Origin of the sequence: Pseudomonas sp. DrBHI1, from assembly GCF_002205115.1 — a bacterium.
Classification (GTDB): Bacteria; Pseudomonadota; Gammaproteobacteria; order Pseudomonadales; family Pseudomonadaceae; genus Aquipseudomonas; species Aquipseudomonas mosselii.
On the sequence record NZ_NIBE01000130.1, the window covers coordinates 1 to 24,712 of the forward strand.

At 57.8% G+C, this 24,712-nt stretch carries 22 protein-coding genes; 12 read left to right on the plus strand and 10 right to left on the minus strand.

All coding sequences use genetic code 11. The annotated features are described in order from the left end of the window. The 5 genes from CC207_RS23965 to CC207_RS23985 form a co-directional block, all read left to right on the plus strand. Positions 1-659 (plus strand): multicopper oxidase domain-containing protein (locus tag CC207_RS23965; protein WP_158216151.1); only part of this gene is annotated, 659 nt, incomplete at its 5' end. Between the two features lie 14 nt (positions 660-673). Then, positions 674-997, plus strand: a complete 324-nt coding sequence (locus CC207_RS23970) for a hypothetical protein (RefSeq protein WP_012269845.1) — start codon at positions 674-676, stop codon at positions 995-997. Next, the gene (locus tag CC207_RS23975) at positions 987-2,102 is read left to right on the plus strand and encodes a copper resistance protein B (protein WP_011953082.1); all 1,116 of its coding nucleotides are present in this window, start codon (positions 987-989) and stop codon (positions 2,100-2,102) included. Before CC207_RS23970 ends, CC207_RS23975 begins: the two co-directional genes overlap by 11 nt. 9 nt (positions 2,103-2,111) lie before the next feature. Next, a complete protein-coding gene (locus tag CC207_RS23980) occupies positions 2,112-2,891 on the plus strand; it encodes a cytochrome c (RefSeq protein ID WP_011953081.1) in 780 nt (259 codons plus the stop codon). Continuing rightward, positions 2,881-3,336: a DUF411 domain-containing protein gene (locus tag CC207_RS23985; protein ID WP_011953080.1), complete on the plus strand. Its 456-nt coding sequence runs from the start codon at positions 2,881-2,883 to the stop codon at positions 3,334-3,336. The genes CC207_RS23980 and CC207_RS23985 overlap by 11 nt, the downstream gene beginning before the upstream one ends. A gap of 97 nt (positions 3,337-3,433) precedes the next feature. Here CC207_RS23985 and CC207_RS23990 read toward each other — a convergent pair whose 3' ends face one another. The 10 genes from CC207_RS23990 to dnaA form a co-directional block, all read right to left on the minus strand. Further along, positions 3,434-3,766 carry a DUF2790 domain-containing protein gene (locus tag CC207_RS23990; RefSeq protein ID WP_011953079.1) on the minus strand — a complete coding sequence of 111 codons (333 nt, stop codon included), beginning with the start codon at positions 3,764-3,766 and terminating at the stop codon, positions 3,434-3,436. A 371-nt stretch (positions 3,767-4,137) separates the two neighbouring features. Continuing rightward, complete coding sequence (locus CC207_RS23995; RefSeq protein WP_010951431.1) at positions 4,138-4,497, minus strand: histone-like nucleoid-structuring protein, MvaT/MvaU family; 360 nt, start codon at positions 4,495-4,497, stop codon at positions 4,138-4,140. A gap of 56 nt (positions 4,498-4,553) precedes the next feature. Next, positions 4,554-6,470 carry a TniQ family protein gene (locus CC207_RS24000; RefSeq protein ID WP_010951430.1) on the minus strand — a complete coding sequence of 639 codons (1,917 nt, stop codon included), beginning with the start codon at positions 6,468-6,470 and terminating at the stop codon, positions 4,554-4,556. Positions 6,471-6,545: 75 nt separating this feature from the next. Next, positions 6,546-7,505, minus strand: coding sequence for a TniB family NTP-binding protein (locus tag CC207_RS24005; protein WP_010951429.1), 960 nt, complete (start codon positions 7,503-7,505; stop codon positions 6,546-6,548). Continuing rightward, a complete protein-coding gene (locus CC207_RS24010; RefSeq protein WP_011953078.1) occupies positions 7,502-9,460 on the minus strand; it encodes a DDE-type integrase/transposase/recombinase in 1,959 nt (652 codons plus the stop codon). Before CC207_RS24010 ends, CC207_RS24005 begins: the two co-directional genes overlap by 4 nt. Further along, positions 9,441-10,079: a TnsA endonuclease N-terminal domain-containing protein gene (locus CC207_RS24015; protein ID WP_011953077.1), complete on the minus strand. Its 639-nt coding sequence runs from the start codon at positions 10,077-10,079 to the stop codon at positions 9,441-9,443. Before CC207_RS24015 ends, CC207_RS24010 begins: the two co-directional genes overlap by 20 nt. Positions 10,080-10,915: 836 nt before the next feature. Continuing rightward, on the minus strand, positions 10,916-13,336 hold the full coding sequence (gene gyrB, locus CC207_RS24020; protein WP_028690033.1) for a DNA topoisomerase (ATP-hydrolyzing) subunit B: 2,421 nt from the start codon (positions 13,334-13,336) through the stop codon (positions 10,916-10,918). Positions 13,337-13,340: 4 nt separating this feature from the next. After that, positions 13,341-14,444 carry a DNA replication/repair protein RecF gene (recF, locus tag CC207_RS24025; RefSeq protein WP_028690032.1) on the minus strand — a complete coding sequence of 368 codons (1,104 nt, stop codon included), beginning with the start codon at positions 14,442-14,444 and terminating at the stop codon, positions 13,341-13,343. Between the two features lie 15 nt (positions 14,445-14,459). Beyond that, positions 14,460-15,563 carry a DNA polymerase III subunit beta gene (gene dnaN / locus CC207_RS24030; protein WP_028690031.1) on the minus strand — a complete coding sequence of 368 codons (1,104 nt, stop codon included), beginning with the start codon at positions 15,561-15,563 and terminating at the stop codon, positions 14,460-14,462. 40 nt (positions 15,564-15,603) lie between these two features. After that, a complete protein-coding gene (dnaA, locus tag CC207_RS24035) occupies positions 15,604-17,130 on the minus strand; it encodes a chromosomal replication initiator protein DnaA (RefSeq protein ID WP_062360044.1) in 1,527 nt (508 codons plus the stop codon). A gap of 581 nt (positions 17,131-17,711) precedes the next feature. Here dnaA and rpmH point away from each other — a divergent pair. The 7 genes from rpmH (at position 17,712) to rsmG (ending at position 24,710) form a co-directional block, all read left to right on the plus strand. Continuing rightward, positions 17,712-17,846: a 50S ribosomal protein L34 gene (rpmH, locus tag CC207_RS24040; RefSeq protein WP_003253163.1), complete on the plus strand. Its 135-nt coding sequence runs from the start codon at positions 17,712-17,714 to the stop codon at positions 17,844-17,846. Between the two features lie 13 nt (positions 17,847-17,859). Next, positions 17,860-18,261 (plus strand): ribonuclease P protein component, encoded by a 402-nt coding sequence (gene rnpA, locus CC207_RS24045; protein WP_011536515.1) that lies wholly within the window; start codon positions 17,860-17,862, stop codon positions 18,259-18,261. Further along, positions 18,254-18,499 carry a membrane protein insertion efficiency factor YidD gene (gene yidD, locus CC207_RS24050; RefSeq protein WP_011536514.1) on the plus strand — a complete coding sequence of 82 codons (246 nt, stop codon included), beginning with the start codon at positions 18,254-18,256 and terminating at the stop codon, positions 18,497-18,499. The genes rnpA and yidD overlap by 8 nt, the downstream gene beginning before the upstream one ends. Before the next feature lie 2 nt (positions 18,500-18,501). Then, the gene (yidC, locus tag CC207_RS24055) at positions 18,502-20,184 is read left to right on the plus strand and encodes a membrane protein insertase YidC (protein ID WP_028690028.1); all 1,683 of its coding nucleotides are present in this window, start codon (positions 18,502-18,504) and stop codon (positions 20,182-20,184) included. A gap of 87 nt (positions 20,185-20,271) precedes the next feature. Continuing rightward, positions 20,272-21,642, plus strand: a complete 1,371-nt coding sequence (gene mnmE, locus CC207_RS24060) for a tRNA uridine-5-carboxymethylaminomethyl(34) synthesis GTPase MnmE (protein WP_028690027.1) — start codon at positions 20,272-20,274, stop codon at positions 21,640-21,642. Between the two features lie 528 nt (positions 21,643-22,170). Continuing rightward, on the plus strand, positions 22,171-24,063 hold the full coding sequence (gene mnmG, locus CC207_RS24065; protein ID WP_062360049.1) for a tRNA uridine-5-carboxymethylaminomethyl(34) synthesis enzyme MnmG: 1,893 nt from the start codon (positions 22,171-22,173) through the stop codon (positions 24,061-24,063). Next, on the plus strand, positions 24,060-24,710 hold the full coding sequence (rsmG, locus tag CC207_RS24070) for a 16S rRNA (guanine(527)-N(7))-methyltransferase RsmG (protein ID WP_088852888.1): 651 nt from the start codon (positions 24,060-24,062) through the stop codon (positions 24,708-24,710). Before mnmG ends, rsmG begins: the two co-directional genes overlap by 4 nt. The last annotated feature ends 2 nt before the right edge of the window (positions 24,711-24,712 follow it).

Here is a 24,712-nt window from a genome sequence, read left to right on the forward strand (position 1 = left end):
CCGGTATGGACCATAGCAAGATGGCTGGCATGGACCACGGCAGCATGGCCGGTATGGACCATAGCAAGATGGCTGGCATGGACCACGGCAACATGACCGGTATGGACCAAAGCAATATGGCCGCCAGCGGTGCCATGCAGAACCATCCCGCCTCCGAAACAAACAACCCTCTGGTCGATATGCAGACCATGACCCCTACGCCAAAGCTGAGCGATCCGGGGATCGGGCTTCGCGATAACGGGCGTCGGGTTCTCACGTATTCGGATTTGCGTAGCACCTTCATCGACCCTGACGGCCGGGAACCTGGCCGGACAATCGAACTGCACCTTACCGGGCATATGGAAAAGTTCGCTTGGTCCTTCGATGGGATCAAGTTTTCTGACGCAGAGCCGCTGCGGCTCAAGTACGGCGAGCGCCTGCGTATTACCTTGGTCAACGACACCATGATGACTCACCCCATCCATCTGCACGGCATGTGGAGTGACCTGGAGGATGAGGACGGCAATTTCATGGTGCGAAAACACACGATCGATATGCCGCCTGGCTCGAAACGAAGCTATCGCGTAACCGCAGATGCACTCGGGCGCTGGGCCTATCACTGTCACCTCATGTACCACATGGAGATGGGCATGTTCCGAGAAGTCCGCGTGGACGAATGAACTGGAGATACGAGATGAGCAAACCAATGAAACGAAGCGCCTTTTTCCTCTCTGCCGCGATGGTTGGCCTGCTCGCGGTGTACGCCCCGTCTTCCTGGTCCAGTGACAACCATGATCAGCACTCTCAAAAGTCGTCCAACGCGGCGCAATCGAACGGCTCGAAGAGCAAGCAAGCCCAGGGCATGAACCATGAAGGCATGGATCACGGCTCCATGAAAGGCATGGATCATGGCTCTATGGAGGGCATGGATCATGGTTCCATGGAAGGAATGGATCACAGCAAAATGATGGAATCGCATGGCAGCGACAAAGCTAAGGCAGGGAAAAATGGCCAATAGCGTTGCACGACCATCGCTGCTGGCATTCGCCGTTTCTTTAGGTGTGCTGGGCGTTTCGCCCAGCTTCGCCGCTGAAATGGATCATTCCGGAATGGACCACTCGGCAATGGGCCACGGTGCCATGCAGATGGACCACGCCTCATCACAGGCTGCGATGCCGGGCATGGACCACAGCCAGATGGGCGCGAGCAAGCAACCCACGCAACCTGCACCCGTTGATCACAGCAAAATGGGCCATGGCCAGCCCAAAGCGAAACCCGCCTCGATGGACCACAGCAAGATGGACCATGGAAGCATGAAAGGCATGGATCACGGGTCCATGGAAGGCATGGATCATGGCGCGATGGGTCATTCCACGATGGGAAACGGGAACGCTGATTCGCCGACCCCGACCAGCCGTACGCCAATCCCGGTGCTGACTGATGCCGACCGGCAGGCTGCCTTCCCCCCGCTTGACGGGCACAAAATGGATGACAGCGGGTTCAACAGCTTTTTCTTGCTAGACCAACTGGAATACCAAGATGCCGATGAAGGTAGCACGCTTGCTTGGGATGCATCCGGCTGGGTGGGCGGCGATATCAATAGGCTCTGGATTCGCTCGGAAGGTGAACGAACCAATGGTGTGACTGAAGATGCTGAGCTGCAGCTCCTCTATGGCCGCTCGGTAAGCCCGTGGTGGGATGTTGTCGCCGGCGTCCGGCAGGATTTCAAACCGGAGGATCCGCAGACCTGGGCTGCGTTCGGTATTCAGGGCCTGGCCCTGTATGACTTCGAAGCTGAAGCCACCGCCTTTATCGGCGAGAACGGTCAAACCGCTGCCCGTCTGGAGGGCGAGTACGACATCTTGCTAACCAATCGTTTAATTCTTCAGCCAACCGCTGAGGCCAACTTTTATGGCAAGAACGACCCGGAACGCGGCGTCGGCTCTGGCCTGGCAAACACCGAAGTCGGGCTGCGGTTACGGTACGAGATTGTTCGCCAGTTCGCGCCATACATAGGTGTCACCTGGAGCCGTTCCTACGGCAAAACCGCCGATTTCATTCGGGATGAAGGCGGGGACGTGGACGAAGCTCGTTTTGTGGCCGGTATTCGGATGTGGTTTTGAGAACTCAACATGAAAAAAACAATTACAACGCTGGTGGCGGCAGGTGCTGTTACTAGCGCAGCAGTGCTAGGTGCTGCTTACTTCGGTCTCGTGAACGTTGGTGCGGACGACCCACACTTCCCCGCTGTGCATGCGTTTTTGGCCATGGCGCGGGATCGCTCGATTGAAGTCCGAGCAAGCGACATTGAGGTGCCAAACCTTAAAGATCCTGCTCTCATCCAAGCAGGGGCAGGCAACTACAACGCCATGTGTATCGGTTGCCACCTCGCGCCAGGGGTGGAGAAAACTGAACTCAGCCAAGCCCTATACCCATCCCCACCAAACCTCACCGAGATAGGTGTAAGCGGTGACCCTGCTGCTGCGTTTTGGACCATCAAGCACGGTATCAAAGCGACAGGCATGCCAGCCTGGGGTAAGAGCATGGACGACCAGTACATCTGGGGAATCGTCGCGTTCCTGGACCAGCTACCGCAACTCAATGCTGAGCAGTACCAGATGATGGTCGCTTCCAGTGGTGGTCACCAACATGGCGGTGGCGAAAGCGATATGCATAACCATGAAGGCCAACACGGTGGTGCGAAATCAGGTCATGGAAATCATGATGATTCCGCAGCAAACGGCGTGGCTGAGGAAAGTCATGATCATGGCAGTTCGCATTCGGAGTCTTCATCAGTAGCGGAGCACCACGGTGAACACGAGTCCGGCGAGGCGCACTCGGACCACCACACAGGTTCTACTCCCAAAACCCATGTGCACAAAGACGGGAAGGAGCACACTCATGACAAGTAAGCGCCGCTTCCTCGGTTTAAGTACCGCAGCGTCACTTCTAATCGCCTCAGCCGCCTTTGCTGCGGAGCCCCTGACTATCGATGTGCACCGGGACGCTAATTGCGGTTGCTGTAAGAAATGGATAGCGCACTTGGAGGCAAACGGCTTCAAGGTCGTCGACCACGTTGAAACGGACATGAGGGCGGTGAAGCAAGAGCTAGGAGTAGCTCCGAGGCTGGCTTCGTGTCACACCGCGGTTATCGATGGCAAGTTTGTGGAAGGTCACGTCCCCGCAGCCCAGGTGCAGGAGCTCATAAAGCGCAACGACCTGGCAGGCGTCGCGGTACCTGGCATGCCCGCTGGCTCACCAGGTATGGAGGTTGATGGCATGAAACACGCCTATCAAGTCATCGGCCTCACCAAGAGTGGGGACGATCAAGTAGTTGCCAGTTATCCTGACACGTAATGCAAGATGCCCCGGGGGAAGGGCTTCTGCCGGCCAGCCGACCAGCTGCAGCGCTGGTCGTGGTCAGCTTACTCCAAGACTTACCCTGTCCCTTCGGTCAGTTTTGACCTCTACAGTTAATTCCAGCAGAGCGATATTCGAGGATTTTCAACTCACCTGTTGAGTCCTCGTAATTCATCTGTGTCGGCATCACGTCGCAGCTACCTTTGAGCGAAGTCATACTGATAACTCTCGCCACATCCAGTTTCATTCCGTAGCGATAATGGATCACTTCAGGTGGTTTTTTTCCATTGGCAGCGGCGTAGGCACGCATTGCTTGCTCATTTGCCTGAATCATCTTTCCGTGTAAGCGATCAGATCCTCCTTCAGCTAAAGCGGATGAGGAGGCGATTACGAGCATGAGGGCGGCAATGCTTTTAGCGGTGTTCATTTCTGTTACTCCATGAAGACATGAGTGAAGCTTACCGACTGGGAGCTGTCATCCACGTGATCCAGGAATTACATGTTTGTAAGCAGGCTATCGATAATGATGGCTCTGAATACACGTGAAAGCCGCGTCGTTTCAGGCTGCGACAGTTTTAATTCTCTAGCGAATCAGTCTGAACCGGCGTTTTGGGTGATTGCGACAGTTTTGCGTTTCCTCTCCAAATGGCTGCAGGCCGCGAAAGACGGGACCCTCTAGCGACAGTTTTAATTCTCTAAATCCACCACCCGCAGAAAATTTCGTCACGCCCCAGAATGGGAATTTGCATTCGGGGCGCACCACGATTCATCTCGTGCCAGAAGCCGCCTGCAGTGCAATCAATTGGCGAGCCAAGACTCGACTACCTCAGCGCCATACTCGTTTTTCCAGGCCTTAAGCGTACGCTGATTACCACCCTTGGTCTCAACAACCTCTCCGCTGTGTGGATTCTTGTAGACCTTCACTTCGCGTGGTTTCCGAGAGGTTTTTGGGGCCATATCAGTGGAAGCCACCGCTTGCGGATCGAGGATCAGCACCACTTGGCGCAGGCCGTAGCCATACTCGTTGAGCAAACTGCGCAGCTTCGTTTCAAATTCCATTTCCTGCTTCAGGGCAGAGTCATTTTTCAGCGCTTCCAGCTCCGCCAGTTGGGCTGCGAGCTGTTGTTCGAGCAGGCGGAATTCAGCGAGACGGGACATAAGATTCTCCAAAATGGGTTCGATGATTTTAGCAATCAAGAAAGAAAGCGTGCTAACTATCTTGATCCCACATGCCTGAATCGGCAATCACGAGGCTGAGCGATCGGTGTGGATAAAAACGTGATGGCTTCAGGATCGTCGATCTGGGCGGCTTCACTTGCGAGGTAATCGATCAGCTTTTTGCTTCTTACCCAAACGTACTGCCGGCAAGCCGCGTTTGGAATGGATGGCCCCGCAACGGGGCGAAACCTGGCCTCCCAAAGGTGCTTGAACGCCTCCCTGGTCGACTTCCCCAAATACACCGCAATCTCCGGTCCCAAGATATAGCCACGCCTGAATCTGTCGATGGCTTGAGGCTTAACCATCAATTGCGTACGCCGGCCTCGTTCGACAGCAGTGCTCCATAGCAGACCCAGTCGAACGAACGCGTATGCGCATTGTTCTTTGACGCCTAACAGCGCAGCAGCCTTGACTACCGACAGGCCGGGAAAGACCGGACTCTTGTTCTCAGCTCGGGCTTGTTGCCACGCTGCAAAATCTTGCGGCTTGAGTAACCACGCCCCTACCGCAACCGAGCCATTCTCAGCTGGGCCGTAAGCGCGAAGTTCACCTGCACGTATTGCCTGAACCAACTCGACCAACCCACCCCCCTTGGGCAGAGAATGCTTGGCCAAGTAGTTGATCGACACCAGGCTCTGGTCAGAGCTGGTAGGCAGCTTCTCATCAATCAATTCGTTGATCGAGCGGCAGTCAATCAGCCACCTTTCGCCTGGGCGCGGTTCTCCACCAAAGAACTGGAGGGTACCACCAGCTAGCAGCTGCCTAACCCGATTGCGACAGAGGCTTAGCAAAGTCGAGGTTTCTTTCATATCAGCCACGCCCTGGAGATGCTGCGAGATTGCCTTCAAATGATCCAGGTCCACGACCGTAAAGACTCGATCTTCATGGACCTTCTCCCGATAGGCGATTTGTCCCTCCTGATGAAGGCGTTTTATGACTGATACCCCGAGACCACAAGCTTCAGCAGCAGAATCGAACGACACCCAACGATGTCTCTCAATCGTCTCCTCACTCAAATTGCGATTTCGCTTCGCTAACGGTGCTTCCCACGCATGCTGCAGAAATGATTCGAACTCTCGACGAAGAAAGTCAAAACAAGAGTCATCCAGATCACGGTGGATGTCGTGGTATATCGGGCCGAACGATCTGCTGAGCGTCCAATGTTCGTTATCGGAATGGACTGCCTTGAGGCCACTCAGCAGTTCTCTGAATGCGAGAGGCCAGTTCATGAGAACCACGCCCGCCGCGTTTGCCATAAGCCGCGATATCTCTAGCGAACCCGAATCAGCAACCTTCAGCGGCTGGGTTCTTTCCGTAGGCAAACTTCTGACAGCGAGACGCGATGACAACTCGTGAAACTGTTCGTAGGTGAGGGCCGCCAATCCCGCGTCAGCTGGCAACGAGTCGGCGTAAAACCTATCTTCAAAGCCAGAGGTGAGCCAGGCGGCCGTATCACTCGCCGGCGCGATCTCAAAATTGGTCCCACTCAATGAGGTGCCACACGCTTGGCAACTATTCGCACTCATTGCGCTTGGATCGGTTTCCTTCAGACAGTTGGGGCACCGCCCGTGGAGTTCAGTGCCGTGGACAGAACACGTCGTAACCAGGGTCAAGCCCCAGCTTTCTCTCCAATAACCGGCTTCGCCCAAACAGATCGGACAGTAACGAGCGTGATGAGTCGTCCATAACTTGACCCCCTTGGGCCTTGGATCACGAAACTCAGCAGATACCGCAGGCCAGCTCAGTGGTCCTTCCATCATCTGCAGCCAGTCCGCAACATCGGTCTCGTCGGCTCGTGCAAAGGCGGTGAGCAGTTCCTTTCTGGGTAATCCGTTGGCTTTCGCCAGGCGCTGCAGGTACCCCAAAAGACTTTCGTCTTGGTGTGGTCGTGGGTTGATTAAAAGACCAAACATTCCTACACATCCATGAAATCGAAGACATAAAAATCAGGGGAGTAGAGCCGGGCCGATAAGCCCGGCCCTTGGCCGTCAGGTACTGCTCTCTTCGAACGTCTCAAACGGCTCCCGCTTCCCGAACAGAGGCTGGAAATTGAAGCTCGCACTGAAGGGGTTTCGATCCTCGGTGGCGTAGCTCCAAACCTCGTCTTCAAAAGCCTGGGCCAGCACAGGAAGTTCAATCCCGACAAGGTCCTGGACTTGAACCAGCCAAACAGCCCTGTCCACAATCTTGATGAGGTAGTCGATCAATCCATAGGAAGCCAGGTAGAAGCGTTTAATCATCGCTGGCTCTACAAAACTGATGGTTTGAACAGGCAGTTCGCCCTCGATTGCCTGCAACAACATCACGAAATGAAGAGACGTATTAGCGGAGAAGGTGAAGCGATCGTATGCCACCGTGGCCGAAAACCTGCGTCGCAGTTGCTCGTTTGCTAGCAGGAGATTTTCGGTGCGCTTCAGCCCAATCAGAACAAACGCGATACTGGTTTCATTCATCAGACTCTTGATCCAGTCTGCTGCCTCATACGCACCATTACGACGATAATCGACCAGGTGCTGCGCCTCATCGAGGACCAACATCTCCACGCCAAGGTTCTTCAGCAGCAGGACTACTCGCGCAAATTTAACCTCTGCCGAATGTCCTCGTGCCTCTGCGAAGGGATCCTTCAGCTCTGCCAAAATGGCTGCTGCCAGGTTCTTTTTGGTTGGAGACGAAGGCATCTCGACGAACAGAACTGTCCGCTTCTGTGGGTCATGGCTCTCCAATTCCTCCAATGACCGAATGTACTCCTTGACCAATGTGCTCTTGCCCACTCCGCTTGGACCTTGGATCAGCAACCCTTTACTTGCTCTGGTACGCCGACTATCGCCGTGGATATCGCCTAGTCGCGTCAACGCTCGCTCGACTTGAGGGCTGTGAATAAAACGATCGCGGAGCGTAAAGCTGTATTCACCATGCTCGTAGCATTCGTACAGATTGATGGCGTTCATGGCTTAGAACTCCCAGCAGGGCGACGAACCGAGACCTTGAAGGCTGCTGGCGGAATGTTAGGAATAGAGTCACCGGTCCATTCCACTTCAGCGAGTACCTTGGGTGGAGGCGTGCTTTCGGTCACTCGACCCTCCTTGTCGATTTTCGCTATGGCAGCTGCGCGTCGTTTTCTGAGCGTCTGCGAACGGCGGGCCTCGTCTGCATCTTCCATAATTTCCTGGTAGCACCTGTGCGTAGCCTCGAAGCTAGGCTGCTCATTATATTTTTCTCGCAGCGCTTTCTCGGCAGCCTTCCACACCTCCCTGCTCTTACCGGCCATTCGCTCATCTTTGGCGGGCACTTTGAAGAACAAGTTTCTGAAGCGGTCGTGAACCCAAACGTGCCCGGCTTCGTCTCGATAGCGGACGTTTACCTTTTCTCCGTCTGCCAAACGCATACGGAGCTCAGCAAGTTCCGTAGAGTGGTAGCCCACTTTGGCAACCTCGATGCCGTAATGGTGAACCTTCACCGAGGCCCGCTTGGCCAGAATGCACTCCAACGAGTCCAGGTCGACGGGAAGGCTGATGACATGGTTCGCCTCGCTAGTCCCCCAGACTTGAGCCGGTGTTCTGTTGTCCAGCCCCCGATGAGGAGTCTGGTGGTAACCATCGACGATCCATTTCACTACCACCGCCTCCAATTGAGGGAGCGTGAAACATGCATTCTTCTCCGAGTCGTAATCGCCACGCTGCTGGATATTCGAGAAGGTGGTACCCGGGAGGTTGTGGATAAGCCCCAGGTTCTGTGTGCTGAAAAAGCGTTCGACGGCACCTTTCCTTTGAGGGGCCCTTGAAGCGGGATACATGATCTCGATACCCAACTCGTTGAATCCCATGATGAGATCGCCCGCGTGAAATTCCGCTGCGTTGTCTGGGACTATTCGAGCCGGCAGCCCACGTGCCCACCATTCATTTCTCACTTTCGGAAAGCGCTTCAGCAATTCGGCTTTTGGACGGATTGAGCGTTCGATCACACGAAGCACGGTTTCCGTATTTGGCGCCGACAGGTGGAGCAAATATCCCATCACCATTCGAGAGAAGCGGTCGAGGACGATCGTCAGATAGGGGCGCCCAATGCACAGCCCCGAGGTTTCATCCACAAGCTGGACGTCCAACAAGGTGTGATCAATTTCCCAACGTTCCAAAATCTCATGGACACGTAGGACACCCGCCGCAACACGGTGCTTCTTGTCTGCTGCGTGTTTTCCGAGCCTCTCCTTATCCACAAGGTACGGATCCAGCTTGGCGATGTACCTTCGGACAGTCATTCCGCTTGGGATCTTGAGCTGATCCGAAGGCAAACGACTTTTGTTCCTCTCTTTTATCTGATCCTCGAATTCTGAAACGACCACGCTGACCGCTGGAATCGTATCCTGCAGGTAGGTTTTATTAATCACCCCTTCAAGAATAACTTCGAGCTCTCCCTGTATCGCGGCAGCCCGACCCTTTTTGGCATGCTGAGGGATAAGCTTTACTACGTTCTGGCCAATGTATTTGGCTGCCCAACGTCGAATAGTGGAAACCGAGGGTGCGCACGCATCCCCAATCTTTTTGGCGATATCTCTAAGCTTCTTGATCATGTCTTCGTCACCCGGTAGCTTGTATTTACCGCGCTTAGTTAGGTCGTCCAGATACTTGCGTCGACGCAATGCCTCATCTCCATGTTTTTTGGGGAAGCATGAAATATCTGGAGGGACGTTCCGCACATACGGAACCCTCCCAAGGTATGGCTGATCAGCGGAGATCTCGATCTCGCGCTTCTCGTAGGCCTCATAGAACTCCTTCTCGGATAGCTTCGTGGGCTCACCAAGCTCATCGAAAAAGAGCAGCTTCCGGTCAATAAGCCTCTTCTCAAGCACCATCAGTACGCCACGAACGATGACGACCAATTTCACCCTAAGGGAAAAGGTTTGCATGACGGTGCCCCCCTTGCAGGAAGACCGGGGAGTCAGTGTCAATTGACCTATCAAGGTCAATGCCCACCACCCCAAGGCCTAACAAGCGCCAGGCTTTCCCCTCACCAACCACGTAGAGCAGATCTGCAACGGTCATAGGCGGCCATTCGTTGAAGGTCGCCATTACCTCCTCCAACGCCTGATGCGAAAGCTCTGGACCGCGCCGGTGATACATCAGCCTTCTAAGATTGGTAGCCAGGGGTTCAGCTTCAATTAACTTTTCAGTGATCACCGAAAAGTTACGGGCAGTGGCGTTGAAGTAGCGCTCAGCGGCATCCAGTCGCTGCCTGACGCTGGCAATCTTCAGTCGGTCGTGAGGCTTCACTTCAAACCACCACTCGCGCCCATCCGCGAGGAAAACCTGTACGTCTGGGTAATATTTGAAGTAGCCCTGGAGCGATGGAACACGTTCCTCACTGGGCTGCGGGACGTAGCCGATGACCGCAGGAGACAGCTCAAGAAGCCGAAAAAGAGCGCCTTCGAGCTGGGACTCCCAGGGCACAGGCTTTTTATTTTTGAGCGATGGGAAGTAGCCGCGGTAATGGTTGGACCGCCGCGTGACCACCTTTCGTACTGTCATGAAACACCTCCGAAAATCTCGAAACGAGCGCCGACGCTGCGCCAAAAAATCAAGGCGCAGGGCGGGCGAAGTGAGGCCTTTCGACAGGCAACACTGTGCCGTCGAGTAACCTCGCTAAGGTCGAAAAAATGGGAGAGGATTGACAGTCGCTTCGAAAAAGCAGACATTGCGGGTTCTGAGGACGCAAGTCTGCTTCGCTAAGCGCGGTCAGTCCTCTCGGGATTGATCGCGTTTTTCTACATTTTCAGGTCTCCTTTTCTCTCATTGGTCATGACTCTCATGACTGATCAGAATCTAAAGCAATCGGCTTGCTCTCTTTATTTCTAAACGGCCACTTCGTGATCGCTGGAGCAATTTGGATCAGGTCTGAAGCTCTCGCTTCAAACAGCTGATTTGGCTGAAAATCTTCAGTGCAAAGCGGAAAAGTTGGTCATAGATCTTATTCCAACATCCCTTCGAAATCTACAAAAAATCCAAAATGGCAACTTCCACCAAATTCCATTTCCATACTAAATTGTTCAAATTAATACTTAACACGTACGCTTAATTAACTATTAAGGTGTTCAAATATTAGTTTTAAAGTCCTCTCAATCTCTCTGCTGCTCAGATCCGCCCGCCGACCCTCTCAGCACTTCCAGCGCCCCATCAAATCACTTCCTCAAATCCCCCCATCTGCATCATTTTCCAATGAGCGGAGTAGGGCGCCCCGGCAGGAATTCCAGGCAAAAAAAAGCCCGCGAAGGCGGGCTTGATGGTGACCGACAGGGGCCATGGTTGAAGCCCGGCCGGTCATCTATTTGTGAAAGCGTGCAGCTTTTCTGTGAACCTACAGCAGATCAGAAGTCCAGGTTGGACACCGACAGCGCGTTGCTTTCGATGAAGTCGCGACGCGGTTCGACCGCATCCCCCATCAGGGTGTTGAACAGCTGATCGGCGGCGATGGCGTCCTCGATGGTCACCTTGAGCATGCGGCGCACGGTCGGGTCCATGGTGGTTTCCCACAGCTGGTCCGGGTTCATCTCACCCAGTCCTTTGTATCGCTGGATGGTGTGGCGCTTGGTGCTCTCGTTCATCAGCCAGTCGAGGGCTTCCTTGAACTCGGTGACAGCCTTGCGACGTTCGCCACGCTGCACATAGGCGCCGTCGCCCAGCAAGGTACCCAGCTTTTCACCCAGGGCAACGACTGTCTTGTAGTCATTGCTACCGAAGAAGTCACGGTTGAAGGTGACATAGCTGGCCAAACCATGGGAGGTCGTTTCAACGACAGGCAGCCAGAGGTTGCGCTCCTTGTCCTCGTGCAAGTCGGCCTTGTAAGCCAGACCAGAACGCTGGCTATTATCCAGACGCTGCTGGAACGCCTTCAGCCAAATGTCCATCTGCGCCTTATCGGCCAGTTGCTCGAGGGAAACCTTTGGCAGGTAAATGAAGTGCTCGGTCAGCTCTTCCGGGTACAGGCGCGAAAGACGCTTGAGGGTTTTCATCACCGCGCGGAATTCGTTGACCAGCGCCTCGAGCTGCACGCCGGAAACGGCTGGCGCGGACTCGTCCAGGTGCAGGCTGGCATCTTCCAGGGCCGACTGGGTCATGTACTCTTCCATGGCCTCGTCGTCCTTGATGTACTGCTCCTGCTTGCCTTTCTTGACCTTGTACAGCGGCGGCTGGGCGATATAGATGTAGCCACGCTCGACCAGCTCCGGCAGCTGACGGAAGAAGAAGGTCAGCAGCAGGGTACGGATGTGCGAACCGTCGACGTCAGCATCGGTCATGATGATGATGTTGTGATAACGCAGCTTGTCGATGTTGTACTCTTCACGGCCGATGCCACAACCCAGTGCGGTGATCAGCGTGCCGACCTCCTGGGAAGAGATCATCTTGTCGAAGCGCGCTTTCTCGACGTTGAGGATCTTGCCCTTGAGCGGCAGGATCGCCTGGGTGCGACGGTTACGGCCTTGCTTGGCCGAACCACCCGCGGAGTCACCCTCCACCAGGTACAGCTCGGAAAGGGCAGGGTCCTTCTCCTGGCAGTCGGCCAATTTGCCCGGCAGGCCGGCGATGTCCAGAGCACCTTTGCGACGAGTCATCTCACGGGCTTTACGCGCCGCTTCACGGGCCCGGGCAGCGTCGATCATCTTGCCGACCACGGCCTTGGCTTCGTTGGGGTTCTCCAACAGGAAGTCGGCGAAGTACTTGTTCATCTCCTGTTCCACGGCGGTCTTCACCTCCGAGGAAACCAGCTTGTCCTTGGTCTGCGAGCTGAACTTAGGATCCGGCACCTTGACCGAGATGATCGCGGTCAGGCCTTCACGGGCGTCATCACCAGTGGTGGCGACCTTGTTTTTCTTCGCCAGGCCTTCCTGCTCGATGTAGCTGTTCAGGCTACGGGTCAGCGAGGAACGGAAGCCGACCAGGTGGGTACCACCGTCGCGCTGGGGAATGTTGTTGGTGAAGCACAGCAGATTTTCGTTGAAGCTGTCGTTCCACTGCAGGGCGACTTCGACACCCACGCCATCGTCACGCTGGACGTTGAAGTGGAAGACCTGGGAGTTGACCGGGGTCTTGTTGGTGTTCAGGTATTCAACGAATGCGCGCAGGCCGCCTTCGTACTTGAAGAACTCTTCCTTGCCGCTGCGCTCGTCCTTCAGCAGGATGCCGACACCCGAGTTCAGGAACGACAGCTCGCGGATACGCTTGGCGAGAATGTCCCAGCTGAAGTGAATGTTCTTGAAGGTTTCAGCCGAAGGCTTGAAGTGAATGTGGGTACCGGTGGTTTCGCTTTCACCGACCACCGCCATCGGCGCCTGTGGCACGCCATGGACGTAGGTCTGTTCCCAGATCTTGCCGCTACGACGAACGGTGAGCACCAGTTGCTCGGACAGGGCGTTCACCACCGAGACACCTACGCCGTGCAGACCGCCGGAAACCTTGTAGGAGTTGTCGTCGAACTTACCGCCGGCGTGCAGCACGGTCATGATGACCTCGGCCGCGGAAACGCCTTCTTCTTTATGCACGTCGACCGGAATACCACGGCCATTGTCACGGACGCTGATGGATTCGTCCGGGTGAATGATGACGGTGATGTCATCGCAGTGCCCGGCCAGGGCTTCGTCGATCGAGTTGTCGACCACCTCGAATACCATGTGGTGCAGGCCGCTGCCGTCATCGGTGTCGCCAATGTACATGCCGGGACGCTTGCGTACGGCATCCAGCCCTTTCAGCACCTTGATGCTGGAGGAGTCGTACGTTTGATTTTCGCTCATGCCTTCACTCCCGATGGTCGTGGGTCTGGGTGATACGGCCTTGTTCCACGTGGAACAAGGCGACTGGCGTTTCCGTCTGCCAGCCTTCCCTCAGAAATTCGTGGTCTACACAGGTGATGAACACCTGGCAGTTCAATTCTTCAAGCAAGCGGCACAGGGCGCGGCGATGCTGCTCGTCCAACTCGGACGGCAGGTCGTCCACCAGATAAATACACTGGCCGCGACGAACCTGGCTGACCAGATGTCCCTGGGCAATGCGCAAGGCGCAGACCACCAGCTTCTGCTGCCCCCGCGAAAGGATGTCGGCCGCGTTGTTCGCGCCCAATCGCAGGCGCAGATCGGCACGTTGTGGCCCGGCCTGGGTATGGCCCATCTGCTGATCGCGAAGGAGAGAGGTTGCGAGGACTTCGTTGAGTTCCCGGTCCTTGTCCCAACCTCGGTAGTAGCTCAGGGTCAGCCCGTCCAGTTCGACCAGCTCGCTCAGGGTACGCTCGAAGACAGGCTTCAAGGCCTTGATGTAGTTGCGACGGTATTCATCTATTTCCGCACTGGCGAGACATAACTCCCGATCCCAGGCGGCTTGCGAAACGGCATCAAGTGTACCATGCCGCAGCCATGAGTTCCGCTGCCGCAGGGCCTTCTGCAGGCGCTGCCAGGTCGCCATGAAGCGAGGTTCCACGTGGAACACGCCCCAATCGAGGAACTGCCGGCGCACCTTGGGCGCACCTTCGAGCAGGCGGAAACTGTCCGGGTTGATCAGTTGCAGGGGCAGCATCTCGGCCAGTTGCGCGGCGCTGCGCGCATTCTGTCCGTCGATACGAATGGTGAAATCACCCTGCCGCTCCCGTGAAACACCCAGGTTGCTGGTACCGCCTTCGGCCAGTTCGACCTGACCGAACACGGTGCAGGTCGGCTGCTCGTACTGAATCACCGGGTTCAACCGGGTGCTGCGGAACGAACGGGCGAGCCCCAGCAGGTGCACGGCTTCGAGCACGCTGGTCTTGCCGCTGCCGTTGGCGCCGTAAAGGATGTTGATGCGGGGGGAGGGTGAGAGGGTCACCGGGTGCAAATTGCGCACCGCGGTGACCGAGAGACGTCGAAGGGACATGTCGCCTGCTATGGGTTACAGACGCATCGGCATGACAACGTAGGACGAATCGTCATTGCCGGCTTCCTGCAACAGGGCGCTGCTATTGGAGTCGGACAGAATCAGGCGAACCTGTTCGGTGGTCATGACGCCCAGCACATCCAGCAGGTAGCTGACGTTGAAACCGATCTCCAGCGAGCTGCCGTTGTAGTCGACGCTGATCTCTTCTTCCGCTTCTTCCTGCTCCGGGTTGTTGGCCTGGATCTTCAGCTGGCCGGCGGCCAGTTGCAGACGGATGCCGCGGTACTTTTCGTTGGACAGGATCGCGGTACGGCTGAACGCCTCGCGCAGCGCCTGGCGATCACCGATCACCAGCTTGTCGCCGCCCTTGGGCAGGACACGCTCGTAGTCCGGGAACTTGCCGTCGACCAGTTTGGAGGTGAAGGTGAACTCACCGGTGGTGGCGCGAATGTGATGCTGGCCCAGGACGATGCTGACCATGCCTTCCGGATCGGTGAGCAGGCGCGCCAGCTCGAGGATACCCTTGCGTGGCACGATGACCTGGTGACGGTCAGCCTGACCGATCGGTGCCTGCATGGCGCACAGCGCCAGACGGTGACCGTCGGTGGCGACGGCGCGCAGGGTATCGGTGGACACTTCCAGCAGCATGCCGTTGAGGTAGTAGCGCACATCCTGCTGGGCCATGGCGAAGCTGGTGCGCTCGATCAGACGGCGCAGCTTGCTCTGCTCCAGGTTGCAGGTCAGCGAGCCCGGGCCTTCTTCCACGGTCGGGAAGTCATTGGCCGGCAGGGTGGACAGGGTGAAACGGCTGCGGCCGGCCTTGACCAGCAGCTTCTGCTCGTCGACCTTGATGTCGACCAGCACATCGCTGGGCAGGCTCTTGCAGATGTCCATCAGCTTGCGCGCCGGAACGGTGATCTCGCCCGGCTCCGCAGGCTCTTCCAGCTGGACGCGGCCAACCAGTTCGACTTCCAGGTCGGTACCGGTCAACGACAGCTGCTGGCCTTGCACGACCAGCAGGACGTTGGACAGGACCGGCAAGGTCTGGCGGCGCTCGACGACGCCTGCGACCAGTTGCAGGGGTTTCAACAGGGCTTCGCGTTGAATGGTGAAATGCATGGTCTAGTCCCTTGCCTTCAATTAGCTGCGCTGACGGCCATCAGGTCGTCAGCGTGCGCAGCAGGTTCTTGTAGTCCTCGCGGATGTCCGCGTCGGATTCCTTCAATTCGTTGATCTTGCGGCAGGCGTGCAGCACGGTGGTGTGGTCGCGGCCGCCGAACATGTCGCCGATCTCCGGCAGGCTGTGGTTGGTCAGCTCTTTCGACAACGCCATGGCTACCTGGCGTGGACGCGCCACGGAGCGCGACCGTCGCTTGGACAGCAGATCGGAGATCTTGATCTTGTAGTACTCGGCCACGGTGCGCTGGATGTTATCCACACTGACCAGCTTGTCCTGCAGCGCCAGCAGATCCTTGAGCGATTCTCGAATCAGCTCGATGGTGATGTCGCGGCCCATGAAATGCGAGTGAGCGATCACCCGTTTCAGGGCGCCTTCGAGCTCACGCACGTTGGAGCGGATCCGCTGGGCGATGAAGAACGCGGCATCGTGCGGCAGCTCGACCTTGGCCTGGTCGGCCTTCTTCATCAGGATCGCCACGCGGGTTTCCAGCTCCGGCGGCTCGACGGCCACCGTCAGGCCCCAGCCGAAGCGGGACTTCAGGCGCTCTTCCAGGCCTTCGATTTCCTTCGGGTAGCGGTCGCTGGTGAGGATCACCTGCTGGCCGCCCTCGAGCAGGGCGTTGAAGGTATGGAAAAACTCTTCCTGGGAACGCTCCTTGCGGGCAAAGAACTGGATGTCATCGATCAGCAACGCATCGACCGAACGGTAGAAACGTTTGAATTCGTTGATCGCGTTCAGCTGCAGCGCCTTGACCATGTCGGCAACGAAGCGCTCCGAATGCAGGTAGACCACCTTGGCATTCGGGTTCTTCTTAAGCAGGTGGTTACCCACAGCGTGCATCAAGTGTGTCTTACCCAGGCCGACGCCACCATAAAGGAACAGTGGGTTGTAGCCGTGCTTGGGGTTGTCGGCCACCTGCCATGCCGCGGCGCGAGCCAGTTGGTTCGACTTGCCTTCGACGAAGGTTTCGAAGGTGAAGGTGCGGTTCAGGTAGCTGGTGTGCTTCAGGGCACCCTCGACCTGCACCGTGCGCTGCTCGGTGCGACCGCTGGCAACCGGAGCGCTCGCGATCTCGGCCATGCTGTCGAAGCTGTCACGCGAAGAGGGCTCCTCGACTTCGGCCACCTGCGCCGGCTCCACCACAGGTGCGCTGACAGGCTCGAGTGCGGGCGCCGCCTGCTGTACCTGCGCCTGTTGCGCGAGGGTTGCCGCGACGGCGGCACTGACAGGGGCGTTGGGTGCGGCACGGGCTGCGGAACTGCGCCGGCTGCCTATTAATAAGGAAAGGGCAGGTGCGATACCGCTGCCTTGTTCACCCAGCAGTTCGAGCAGGCGGCCAAGGTACTTTTCATTGACCCAGTCGAGCACGAAGCGGTTGGGCGCATAGACGCGCAACTCGTCGCCTTCGGCTTCGACCTGTAGCGGACGGATCCAGGTGTTGAATTGCTGGGCAGGCAGCTCATCGCGCAGAAGCTCCACGCACTGCTGCCAAAGTTCCACTGACACGGATATCCCCTGAGTTGAAAGCCGGATGAGGCAAAAACAAACCGCCATTGTACCGGGCGGGCGATCAGTTATCCACACGTGACGCCACCCACTATCAGGGTAAATCCGCCAAAAAACGACTTGAATACCCTTCGGCCACTGTTGATAAGCCCTGTGGATAACGACACATGAGGGCTATGCACAACCCTGGGTTCTGGGCTGTGGATAAAGCACCTGTGGATAAAGCACCTTTTCCCGCACAGGTTTTCCTCATGCGGGACACAGACAGAACACTCCTTACCGACAAGGTTGTGATTTTCTGTACAGTACGTCAATCGTGGCCTTGAGAAGGTTATCCACAGAAGGTTATCCACCTAAGATCTATAAGTTCTTCAGAAAAGCTTTTTATATGCCTCTTCTGTTTTTTTGATTTGCCCGCTTTCAGGTTAGCAAGGTCAACAGGATGCCCATCGACCTGGCTCGACCTTCCATAAGGAAAGGCTGGTTGGAAATTGACCTATCGGCTTGCTTTCTCTAGAATCGCCGATCTCTTAAAAAGGGGGCCCTTCCGGCCCGTTGTCGACCAACCCAGGTAACACGCCATGAAACGTACTTTCCAACCAAGCACCATCAAGCGCGCCCGCACTCACGGTTTCCGTGCCCGTATGGCCACCAAGAACGGCCGTGCCGTTCTGTCGCGTCGCCGTGCCAAAGGCCGTAAGCGTCTGGCCATTTGATTTTTCGGTACAGGTGGTGAGTCAGGACTTCAGTCGGGACAAGCGACTGCTTACACCCCGGCATTTCAAAGCGGTCTTCGACTCCCCAACCGGCAAGGTTCCAGGGAAAAACCTGCTTATCCTTGCCCGCGAGAACGGCCTCGATCATCCACGCCTCGGCCTGGTGATCGGCAAGAAGAGCGTCAAGCTCGCCGTTCAACGCAATCGCCTGAAACGCCTGATGCGCGATTCGTTCCGCCTGAACCAGCAGATGTTGGCCGGGTTGGATATCGTGATCGTTGCACGCAAGGGGTTGGGCGAAGTGGAAAACCCAGAATTGCACCAACACTTTGGCAAGCTCTGGAAGCGACTGGTCCGCAGTCGGCCCTCTCCAGCGGTCGCCGATTCCGCAGGGGTAGACAGTCACAATGCGTAAACTGGCCCTCGTTCCGATCCAGTTCTACCGTTACGCCATCAGTCCACTGATGGCCAGTCACTGTCGTTTCTATCCCAGCTGTTCCTGTTACGCCTATGAAGCCATCGAAAACCATGGCCTCTTGCGTGGTGGGTGGCTGGCCGTTCGTCGCCTGGGGCGTTGTCATCCGTGGAACGACGGCGGTTTCGATCCCGTTCCACCTGCTCCTTCCTCCCGAACTTCTTCGATAGCCGAGTAATCATGGATATTAAACGCACGATCCTGATCGTCGCCCTGGCAATCGTGTCCTATGTCATGGTCCTCAAGTGGAACCAGGACTATGGCCAGGCTGCCCTGCCGACTCAGAATGCTGCTGCCAGCAATGCTGCCCCGGCCCTGCCGGACACCGTGCCGGCCGGCAACTCCGGTGCCAGCGCCGATGTGCCGAGCGCCAATGCTGAATCCAGCCCTGCTGAACTGGCGCCGGTCGCGGTCAGCAAGGACCTGATCCGGATCAAGACCGATGTCCTGGACCTGGCTATCGACCCAGTCGGTGGTGACATCGTCCAGCTGAACCTGCCGAAGTACCCACGTCGCCAGGACCATCCGGACATTCCGTTCCAGCTGTTCGACAACGGCGGCGAGCGCGTGTACCTGGCCCAGAGCGGCCTGACCGGCACCAACGGCCCGGACGCCCGCGCCACTGGTCGCCCGCTGTACGCCGCGCAGCAGAAGAGCTTCCAGCTTGCCGACGGTCAGGACCAGATGGTCGTGGACCTGAAGTTCAGCGAGAACGGGGTCAACTACATCAAGCGCTTCAGCTTCAAGCGCGGTGAGTACGACCTGACCGTCAGCTACCTGATCGACAACCAGAGCGGCCAGGCCTGGAGCGGCAACATGTTTGCCCAGCTCAAGCGCGACGCGAGCTCCGACCCGTCGTCGAGCACCGCGACCGGTACGGCCACCTACCTGGGCGCCGCCCTGTGGACAGCTTCCGAGCCGTACAAGAAAGTGTCGATGAAAGACATCGACAAAGGCAGTTTGAAAGAAAATGTGACCGGCGGCTGGGTCGCCTGGCTGCAGCACTACTTCGTGACCGCCTGGATTCCGAGCAAATCGGACAACAACGCTGTCCAGACCCGCAAGGACAGCCAGGGCAACTACATCATCGGCTACACCGGCCCTGCGCTTAACGTTCCTGCCGGCGGCAAGGTCGAAACCAGCGCCATGCTGTATGCAGGTCCGAAAATCCAGTCCAAGCTCAAGGAACTGTCCCCAGGCCTGGAACTGACCGTCGACTACGGTTTCCTGTGGTTCATCGCCCAGCCGATCTTCTGGCTGCTGCAACATATCCACAGCCTGCTCGGCAACTGGGGCTGGTCGATCATCGTCCTGACCATGCTGATCAAAGGCCTGTTCTTCCCGCTGTCGGCCGCCAGCTACCGCTCGATGGCGCGCATGCGTGCCGTGGCGCCGAAACTGGCTCAGCTCAAGGAACGCTTCGGTGACGATCGCCAGAAGATGTCCCAGGCGATGATGGAGCTGTACAAGAAAGAGAAGATCAACCCGCTGGGCGGCTGCCTGCCGATCCTGGTACAGATGCCGGTGTTCCTGGCCCTGTACTGGGTACTGCTGGAAAGCGTAGAGATGCGCCAGGCTCCGTGGATGCTGTGGATCACCGACCTGTCGATCAAGGATCCGTTCTTCATCCTGCCGATCATCATGGGCGCTACCATGTTCATCCAGCAGCGTCTGAACCCGACCCCGCCGGATCCGATGCAGGCCAAGGTGATGAAAATGATGCCGATCATCTTCACCTTCTTCTTCCTGTGGTTCCCGGCCGGTCTGGTGCTGTACTGGGTTGTGAACAACTGCCTGTCGATTGCACAGCAGTGGTACATCACCCGCAGCATCGAGGCAGCGACCAAGAAAGCTGCCGCTTGACGGGCAAGCCTGTTTGCCTGTGAATAAAAACGCCCCCTAGTGGGGCGTTTTTGCTATCTGACGAATTCGTTGTAGAGGCTTTCGAGCATGAACACTGTGCGTGAAACCATCGCTGCCATCGCCACCGCCCAAGGCCGCGGCGGGGTCGGCATTGTCCGTTTGTCCGGGCCGTTGGCCAGCCAGGCCGGGCAGGCCATTACCGGCCGCACGCTGACCCCGCGCCATGCCCACTATGGCCCGTTCCGCGATGCCGATGGCCTGGTCCTGGACGAAGGCATCGCGCTGTTCTTCCCCGGGCCGAACTCGTTCACCGGCGAAGACGTGCTCGAGCTGCAGGGCCACGGGGGACCGGTGGTCATGGACATGCTGCTGCAGCGCTGCCTGCAGTTGGGCTGCCGGTTGGCACGCCCGGGCGAGTTCAGCGAACGTGCGTTTCTCAACGACAAGCTCGACCTGGCCCAGGCCGAAGCCATCGCTGACCTGATCGAAGCCAGCTCCACGCAAGCTGCCCGTAATGCCCTGCGCTCGTTGCAGGGGGCTTTCTCCAAGCGCGTGCATGGGCTGACCGAGGCGCTGATTGCCTTGCGCATCTACGTCGAGGCGGCGATCGACTTCCCTGAGGAAGAAATCGACTTTCTCGCCGACGGCCATGTGCTGCGCATGCTCGATGATGTGCGCAACGAGTTGTCCACAGTGCAGCGTGAAGCCGGGCAGGGTGCCCTGTTGCGCGACGGCATGACGGTGGTCATCGCCGGCCGGCCGAACGCCGGCAAATCTAGCCTGCTCAACCAGCTGGCCGGACGCGAGGCGGCGATCGTCACCGATATCGCCGGCACCACCCGGGATATTCTGCGCGAACATATCCACATCGATGGCATGCCGCTGCATGTGGTCGACACCGCCGGTCTGCGCGATACCGATGACCATGTGGAAAAGATCGGGGTGGAAAGGGCGCTCAAGGCCATCGGCGAGGCTGACCGGGTGTTGCTGGTCGTCGACTCGACCGCGCCGGAAGCCAGTGACCCCTTTGCGCTGTGGCCGGAGTTCCTGGACCAACGGCCAGATGTGGCAAAAGTCACGCTCATCCGTAACAAGGCCGACTTGAGCGGTGAGCATGTCGGCATGGAGCAGAGTGACGATGGGCACGTAACCATTACCCTGAGTGCCCGCGAAGACGACATGGGGCTGGATCTGCTGCGTGACCACCTCAAGGCCTGCATGGGGTATGAACAGACCGCGGAGAGCAGCTTCAGCGCCCGTCGCCGACACCTGGAAGCGCTGCGCCAGGCCAGCGAGCACCTGGAGCATGGTCGGGCACAACTGACCCTGGCTGGCGCCGGAGAGCTGCTGGCAGAGGATCTGCGCCAGGCACAGCAAGCGTTGGGTGAAATCACCGGGGCGTTCAGTTCGGACGACCTGCTTGGCAGGATTTTCTCGAGCTTCTGCATCGGCAAATAGTCCACAGCCCTTCGATAACAAGGCCGCTTCTGTCTGGAGCGGCTTTTTTTTGCCTGTGATTCGGGTAGGGCGAGAGCCGGCTTGGTCTGCGGTATCTGTAGGCCCGCCGCCCAAGCCGTCATCCACAGATGAGATTTCAGGCCCAGGAGCTCTGTGGAAAACTCGCCATCAGCTCCGTTGATAACTGGCCTTTTTTTCTGAGGACAAACCCGCCTGTGGGTAATCGACACTTTAATCCACAGGTTACACGCCGTTATCCAGAACCCCCAAGCCTACTACACCACAGGGTTATGATTCCGGCAAAGCCACGCAGTGAAAGGGCTTAGGTAACTTATCCACATGTGGATAGGTGCCTAAACATAAACATAAAAACAAAGCTTTTTTAAATTTTTCCTTTTTGTTTTCTTTTACCTGCCACTCATCCACAGCCTGCTCATTTTTTGCTCAGAAGGTTTCTTTGAAGGGCGGTAAGTCCCTATACTTGTCCGCTTACCTTCTCTATTCGCAAAAACAGGCACGAGGTGCGTGGTGGATTTCCCTTCCCGTTTTGAAGTGATCGTCATCGGCGGCGGCCATGCCGGTACCGAGGCTGCGCTTGCGTCCGCACGCATGGGTGTGAAAACCCTGCTGCTGACCCACAACGTGGAAACCCTCGGTCACATGAGTTGCAACCCGGCCATCGGCGGCATCGGCAAGAGCCACCTGGTCAAGGAAATCGATGCGCTCGGCGGCGCCATGGCGTTGGCCACCGACAAGAGCGGCATCCAGTTCCGCATCCTGAACAACCGCAAGGGGCCGGCCGTGCGCGCCACCCGTGCGCAGGCCGACCGCGCCATCTACAAGGCGGTGGTGCGCGAAATCCTGGAAAACCAGCCGAACCTGTGGATATTCCAGCAGTCGTGCGATGACCTGATCGTCGAGCAGGACCAGGTCAAGGGCGTGGTCACGCAAATGGGTCTGCGCTTTTTCGCCGACTCCGTGGTCCTGACCAGCGGCACCTTCCTCGGCGGACTTATCCACATCGGTCTGCAGAACTACTCCGGTGGCCGTGCCGGTGATCCGCCCGCCAACGCCCTGGCCCAGCGCATGCGTGAACTGCCGCTGCGCGTCGGTCGCCTGAAGACCGGCACACCGCCGCGCATCGATGGCCGTTCAGTGGACTTCTCGGTGATGACCGAGCAGCCGGGCGACACGCCGATCCCGGTAATGTCGTTCATGGGCAATGCCGACATGCATCCGCGCCAGGTCAGTTGCTGGATTACCCACACCAATGCCCGTACCCACGAGATCATCGCCTCGAACCTCGACCGTTCGCCGATGTACTCCGGCGTGATCGAAGGCATCGGCCCGCGCTACTGCCCGTCGATCGAGGACAAGATCCATCGCTTCGCCGACAAGGAAAGCCACCAGGTGTTCATCGAGCCGGAAGGCCTGACCACCCACGAGCTGTATCCCAACGGTATTTCCACCTCGCTGCCGTTCGACGTGCAGCTGGACATCGTTCGCTCGATCCGCGGCATGGAAAACGCCCACATCGTCCGCCCGGGCTATGCCATCGAGTACGACTACTTCGACCCGCGCGACCTGAAGTACAGCCTCGAGACCAAGGTCATCGGCGGCCTGTTCTTCGCCGGCCAGATCAATGGCACCACCGGTTACGAAGAGGCCGGCGCCCAGGGCCTGCTGGCCGGGACCAACGCCGCGCTGCGTGCCCAGGGCCGTGAAAGCTGGTGCCCGCGCCGCGACGAAGCCTACATCGGTGTGCTGGTCGACGACCTGATCACCCTGGGGACCCAGGAGCCGTACCGCATGTTCACCTCGCGCGCCGAATACCGGCTGATCCTGCGCGAAGACAACGCAGACCTGCGCCTGACCGAGAAAGGCCGCGAGCTGGGCCTGGTCGACGACCAGCGCTGGGCCGCGTTCTGCGCAAAGCGCGAAGGCATCGAGCGCGAGGAACAACGCCTGAAGAGCACCTGGGTCCGCCCGGGCACGCCGCAGGGCCAGGCCATTGTGGATAAGTTCGGCACGCCGCTGGCCCACGAATACAGCCTGCTCAACCTGCTCGCCCGTCCGGAAGTCGACTACGCTGGCTTGATCGAGGCGACCGGCGGTGAAGTGATCGATCCACAGGTCGCCGAACAGGTCGAGATCAAGACCAAGTACGCCGGCTACATCGACCGCCAACAGGAAGAGATCGCCCGTCTGCGCGCCAGCGAAGACACGCGCCTGCCTGTGGATATCGACTACACCACGATTTCCGGCCTGTCCAAGGAGATCCAGGGCAAGCTCGGGCAGACCCGCCCGCAGACCCTGGGCCAGGCGTCGCGCATTCCGGGCGTCACCCCGGCGGCGATTTCCCTGTTGCTGATTCACTTGAAAAAACGCGGCGCAGGCCGCGAATTGGAGCAAAGCGCTTGAGTTCCCTGGTCACCCCGCAACACGCCGAAGAGTTGTCCACAGGTGCGCGCCAGCTCGGTGTCGAGCTGAGCGCGCAGCAGCACGAGTCGCTGCTGGGCTACCTGGCCCTGTTGATCAAATGGAACAAGGCCTACAACCTGACCGCCGTGCGCGACCCGGACGAGATGGTCTCGCGCCACCTGCTCGACAGCCTGAGCGTCATGCCGTTTATCCACAATGACACCCAGCGCTGGCTGGATGTCGGCAGCGGCGGCGGCATGCCGGGCATTCCGCTGGCCATCCTGCATCCGCACAAGCAGGTAACGGTGCTGGACAGCAACGGCAAGAAGACCCGCTTCCTGACCCAGGTGAAGATGGAACTGAAACTGGACAACCTCACGGTTATCCACAGCCGGGTGGAAGAGGTCCAGCCCGAGCAGCCGTTCTGCGGGATCATTTCCCGGGCCTTCAGCAGCATGGAGAATTTCACCAACTGGACCCGCCACCTGGGTGACACCCGCACGCAATGGCTTGCAATGAAGGGGCTGCATCCTGCCGACGAACTGGTAGCATTGCCCGCAGACTTCACAGTGGAAAGCGAGCAGGCCCTGACCGTTCCAGGTTGCCAGGGCCAGCGCCATCTGCTGATACTGCGCCGCAAGGCATGACT

Bases quoted from the DNA above. Each gene is read 5' to 3' on its own strand.
- CC207_RS23970 (WP_012269845.1), top strand. From the start codon at position 674: ATGAGCAAACCAATGAAACGAAGCGCCTTTTTCCTCTCTGCCGCGATG.
- CC207_RS24010 (WP_011953078.1), bottom strand. From the start codon at position 9,460: ATGCAAACCTTTTCCCTTAGGGTGAAATTGGTCGTCATCGTTCGTGGC.
- yidD (WP_011536514.1), top strand. From the start codon at position 18,254: ATGCGTAAACTGGCCCTCGTTCCGATCCAGTTCTACCGTTACGCCATC.
- CC207_RS23995 (WP_010951431.1), bottom strand. From the start codon at position 4,497: ATGTCCCGTCTCGCTGAATTCCGCCTGCTCGAACAACAGCTCGCAGCC.
- CC207_RS23975 (WP_011953082.1), top strand. From the start codon at position 987: ATGGCCAATAGCGTTGCACGACCATCGCTGCTGGCATTCGCCGTTTCT.
- CC207_RS24000 (WP_010951430.1), bottom strand. From the start codon at position 6,470: ATGTTTGGTCTTTTAATCAACCCACGACCACACCAAGACGAAAGTCTT.
- CC207_RS24005 (WP_010951429.1), bottom strand. From the start codon at position 7,505: ATGAACGCCATCAATCTGTACGAATGCTACGAGCATGGTGAATACAGC.
- yidC (WP_028690028.1), top strand. From the start codon at position 18,502: ATGGATATTAAACGCACGATCCTGATCGTCGCCCTGGCAATCGTGTCC.
- gyrB (WP_028690033.1), bottom strand. From the start codon at position 13,336: ATGAGCGAAAATCAAACGTACGACTCCTCCAGCATCAAGGTGCTGAAA.
- dnaN (WP_028690031.1), bottom strand. From the start codon at position 15,563: ATGCATTTCACCATTCAACGCGAAGCCCTGTTGAAACCCCTGCAACTG.
- CC207_RS24015 (WP_011953077.1), bottom strand. From the start codon at position 10,079: ATGACAGTACGAAAGGTGGTCACGCGGCGGTCCAACCATTACCGCGGC.
- mnmE (WP_028690027.1), top strand. From the start codon at position 20,272: ATGAACACTGTGCGTGAAACCATCGCTGCCATCGCCACCGCCCAAGGC.
- recF (WP_028690032.1), bottom strand. From the start codon at position 14,444: ATGTCCCTTCGACGTCTCTCGGTCACCGCGGTGCGCAATTTGCACCCG.
- CC207_RS23985 (WP_011953080.1), top strand. From the start codon at position 2,881: ATGACAAGTAAGCGCCGCTTCCTCGGTTTAAGTACCGCAGCGTCACTT.
- CC207_RS23990 (WP_011953079.1), bottom strand. From the start codon at position 3,766: ATGAACACCGCTAAAAGCATTGCCGCCCTCATGCTCGTAATCGCCTCC.
- rpmH (WP_003253163.1), top strand. From the start codon at position 17,712: ATGAAACGTACTTTCCAACCAAGCACCATCAAGCGCGCCCGCACTCAC.
- CC207_RS23980 (WP_011953081.1), top strand. From the start codon at position 2,112: ATGAAAAAAACAATTACAACGCTGGTGGCGGCAGGTGCTGTTACTAGC.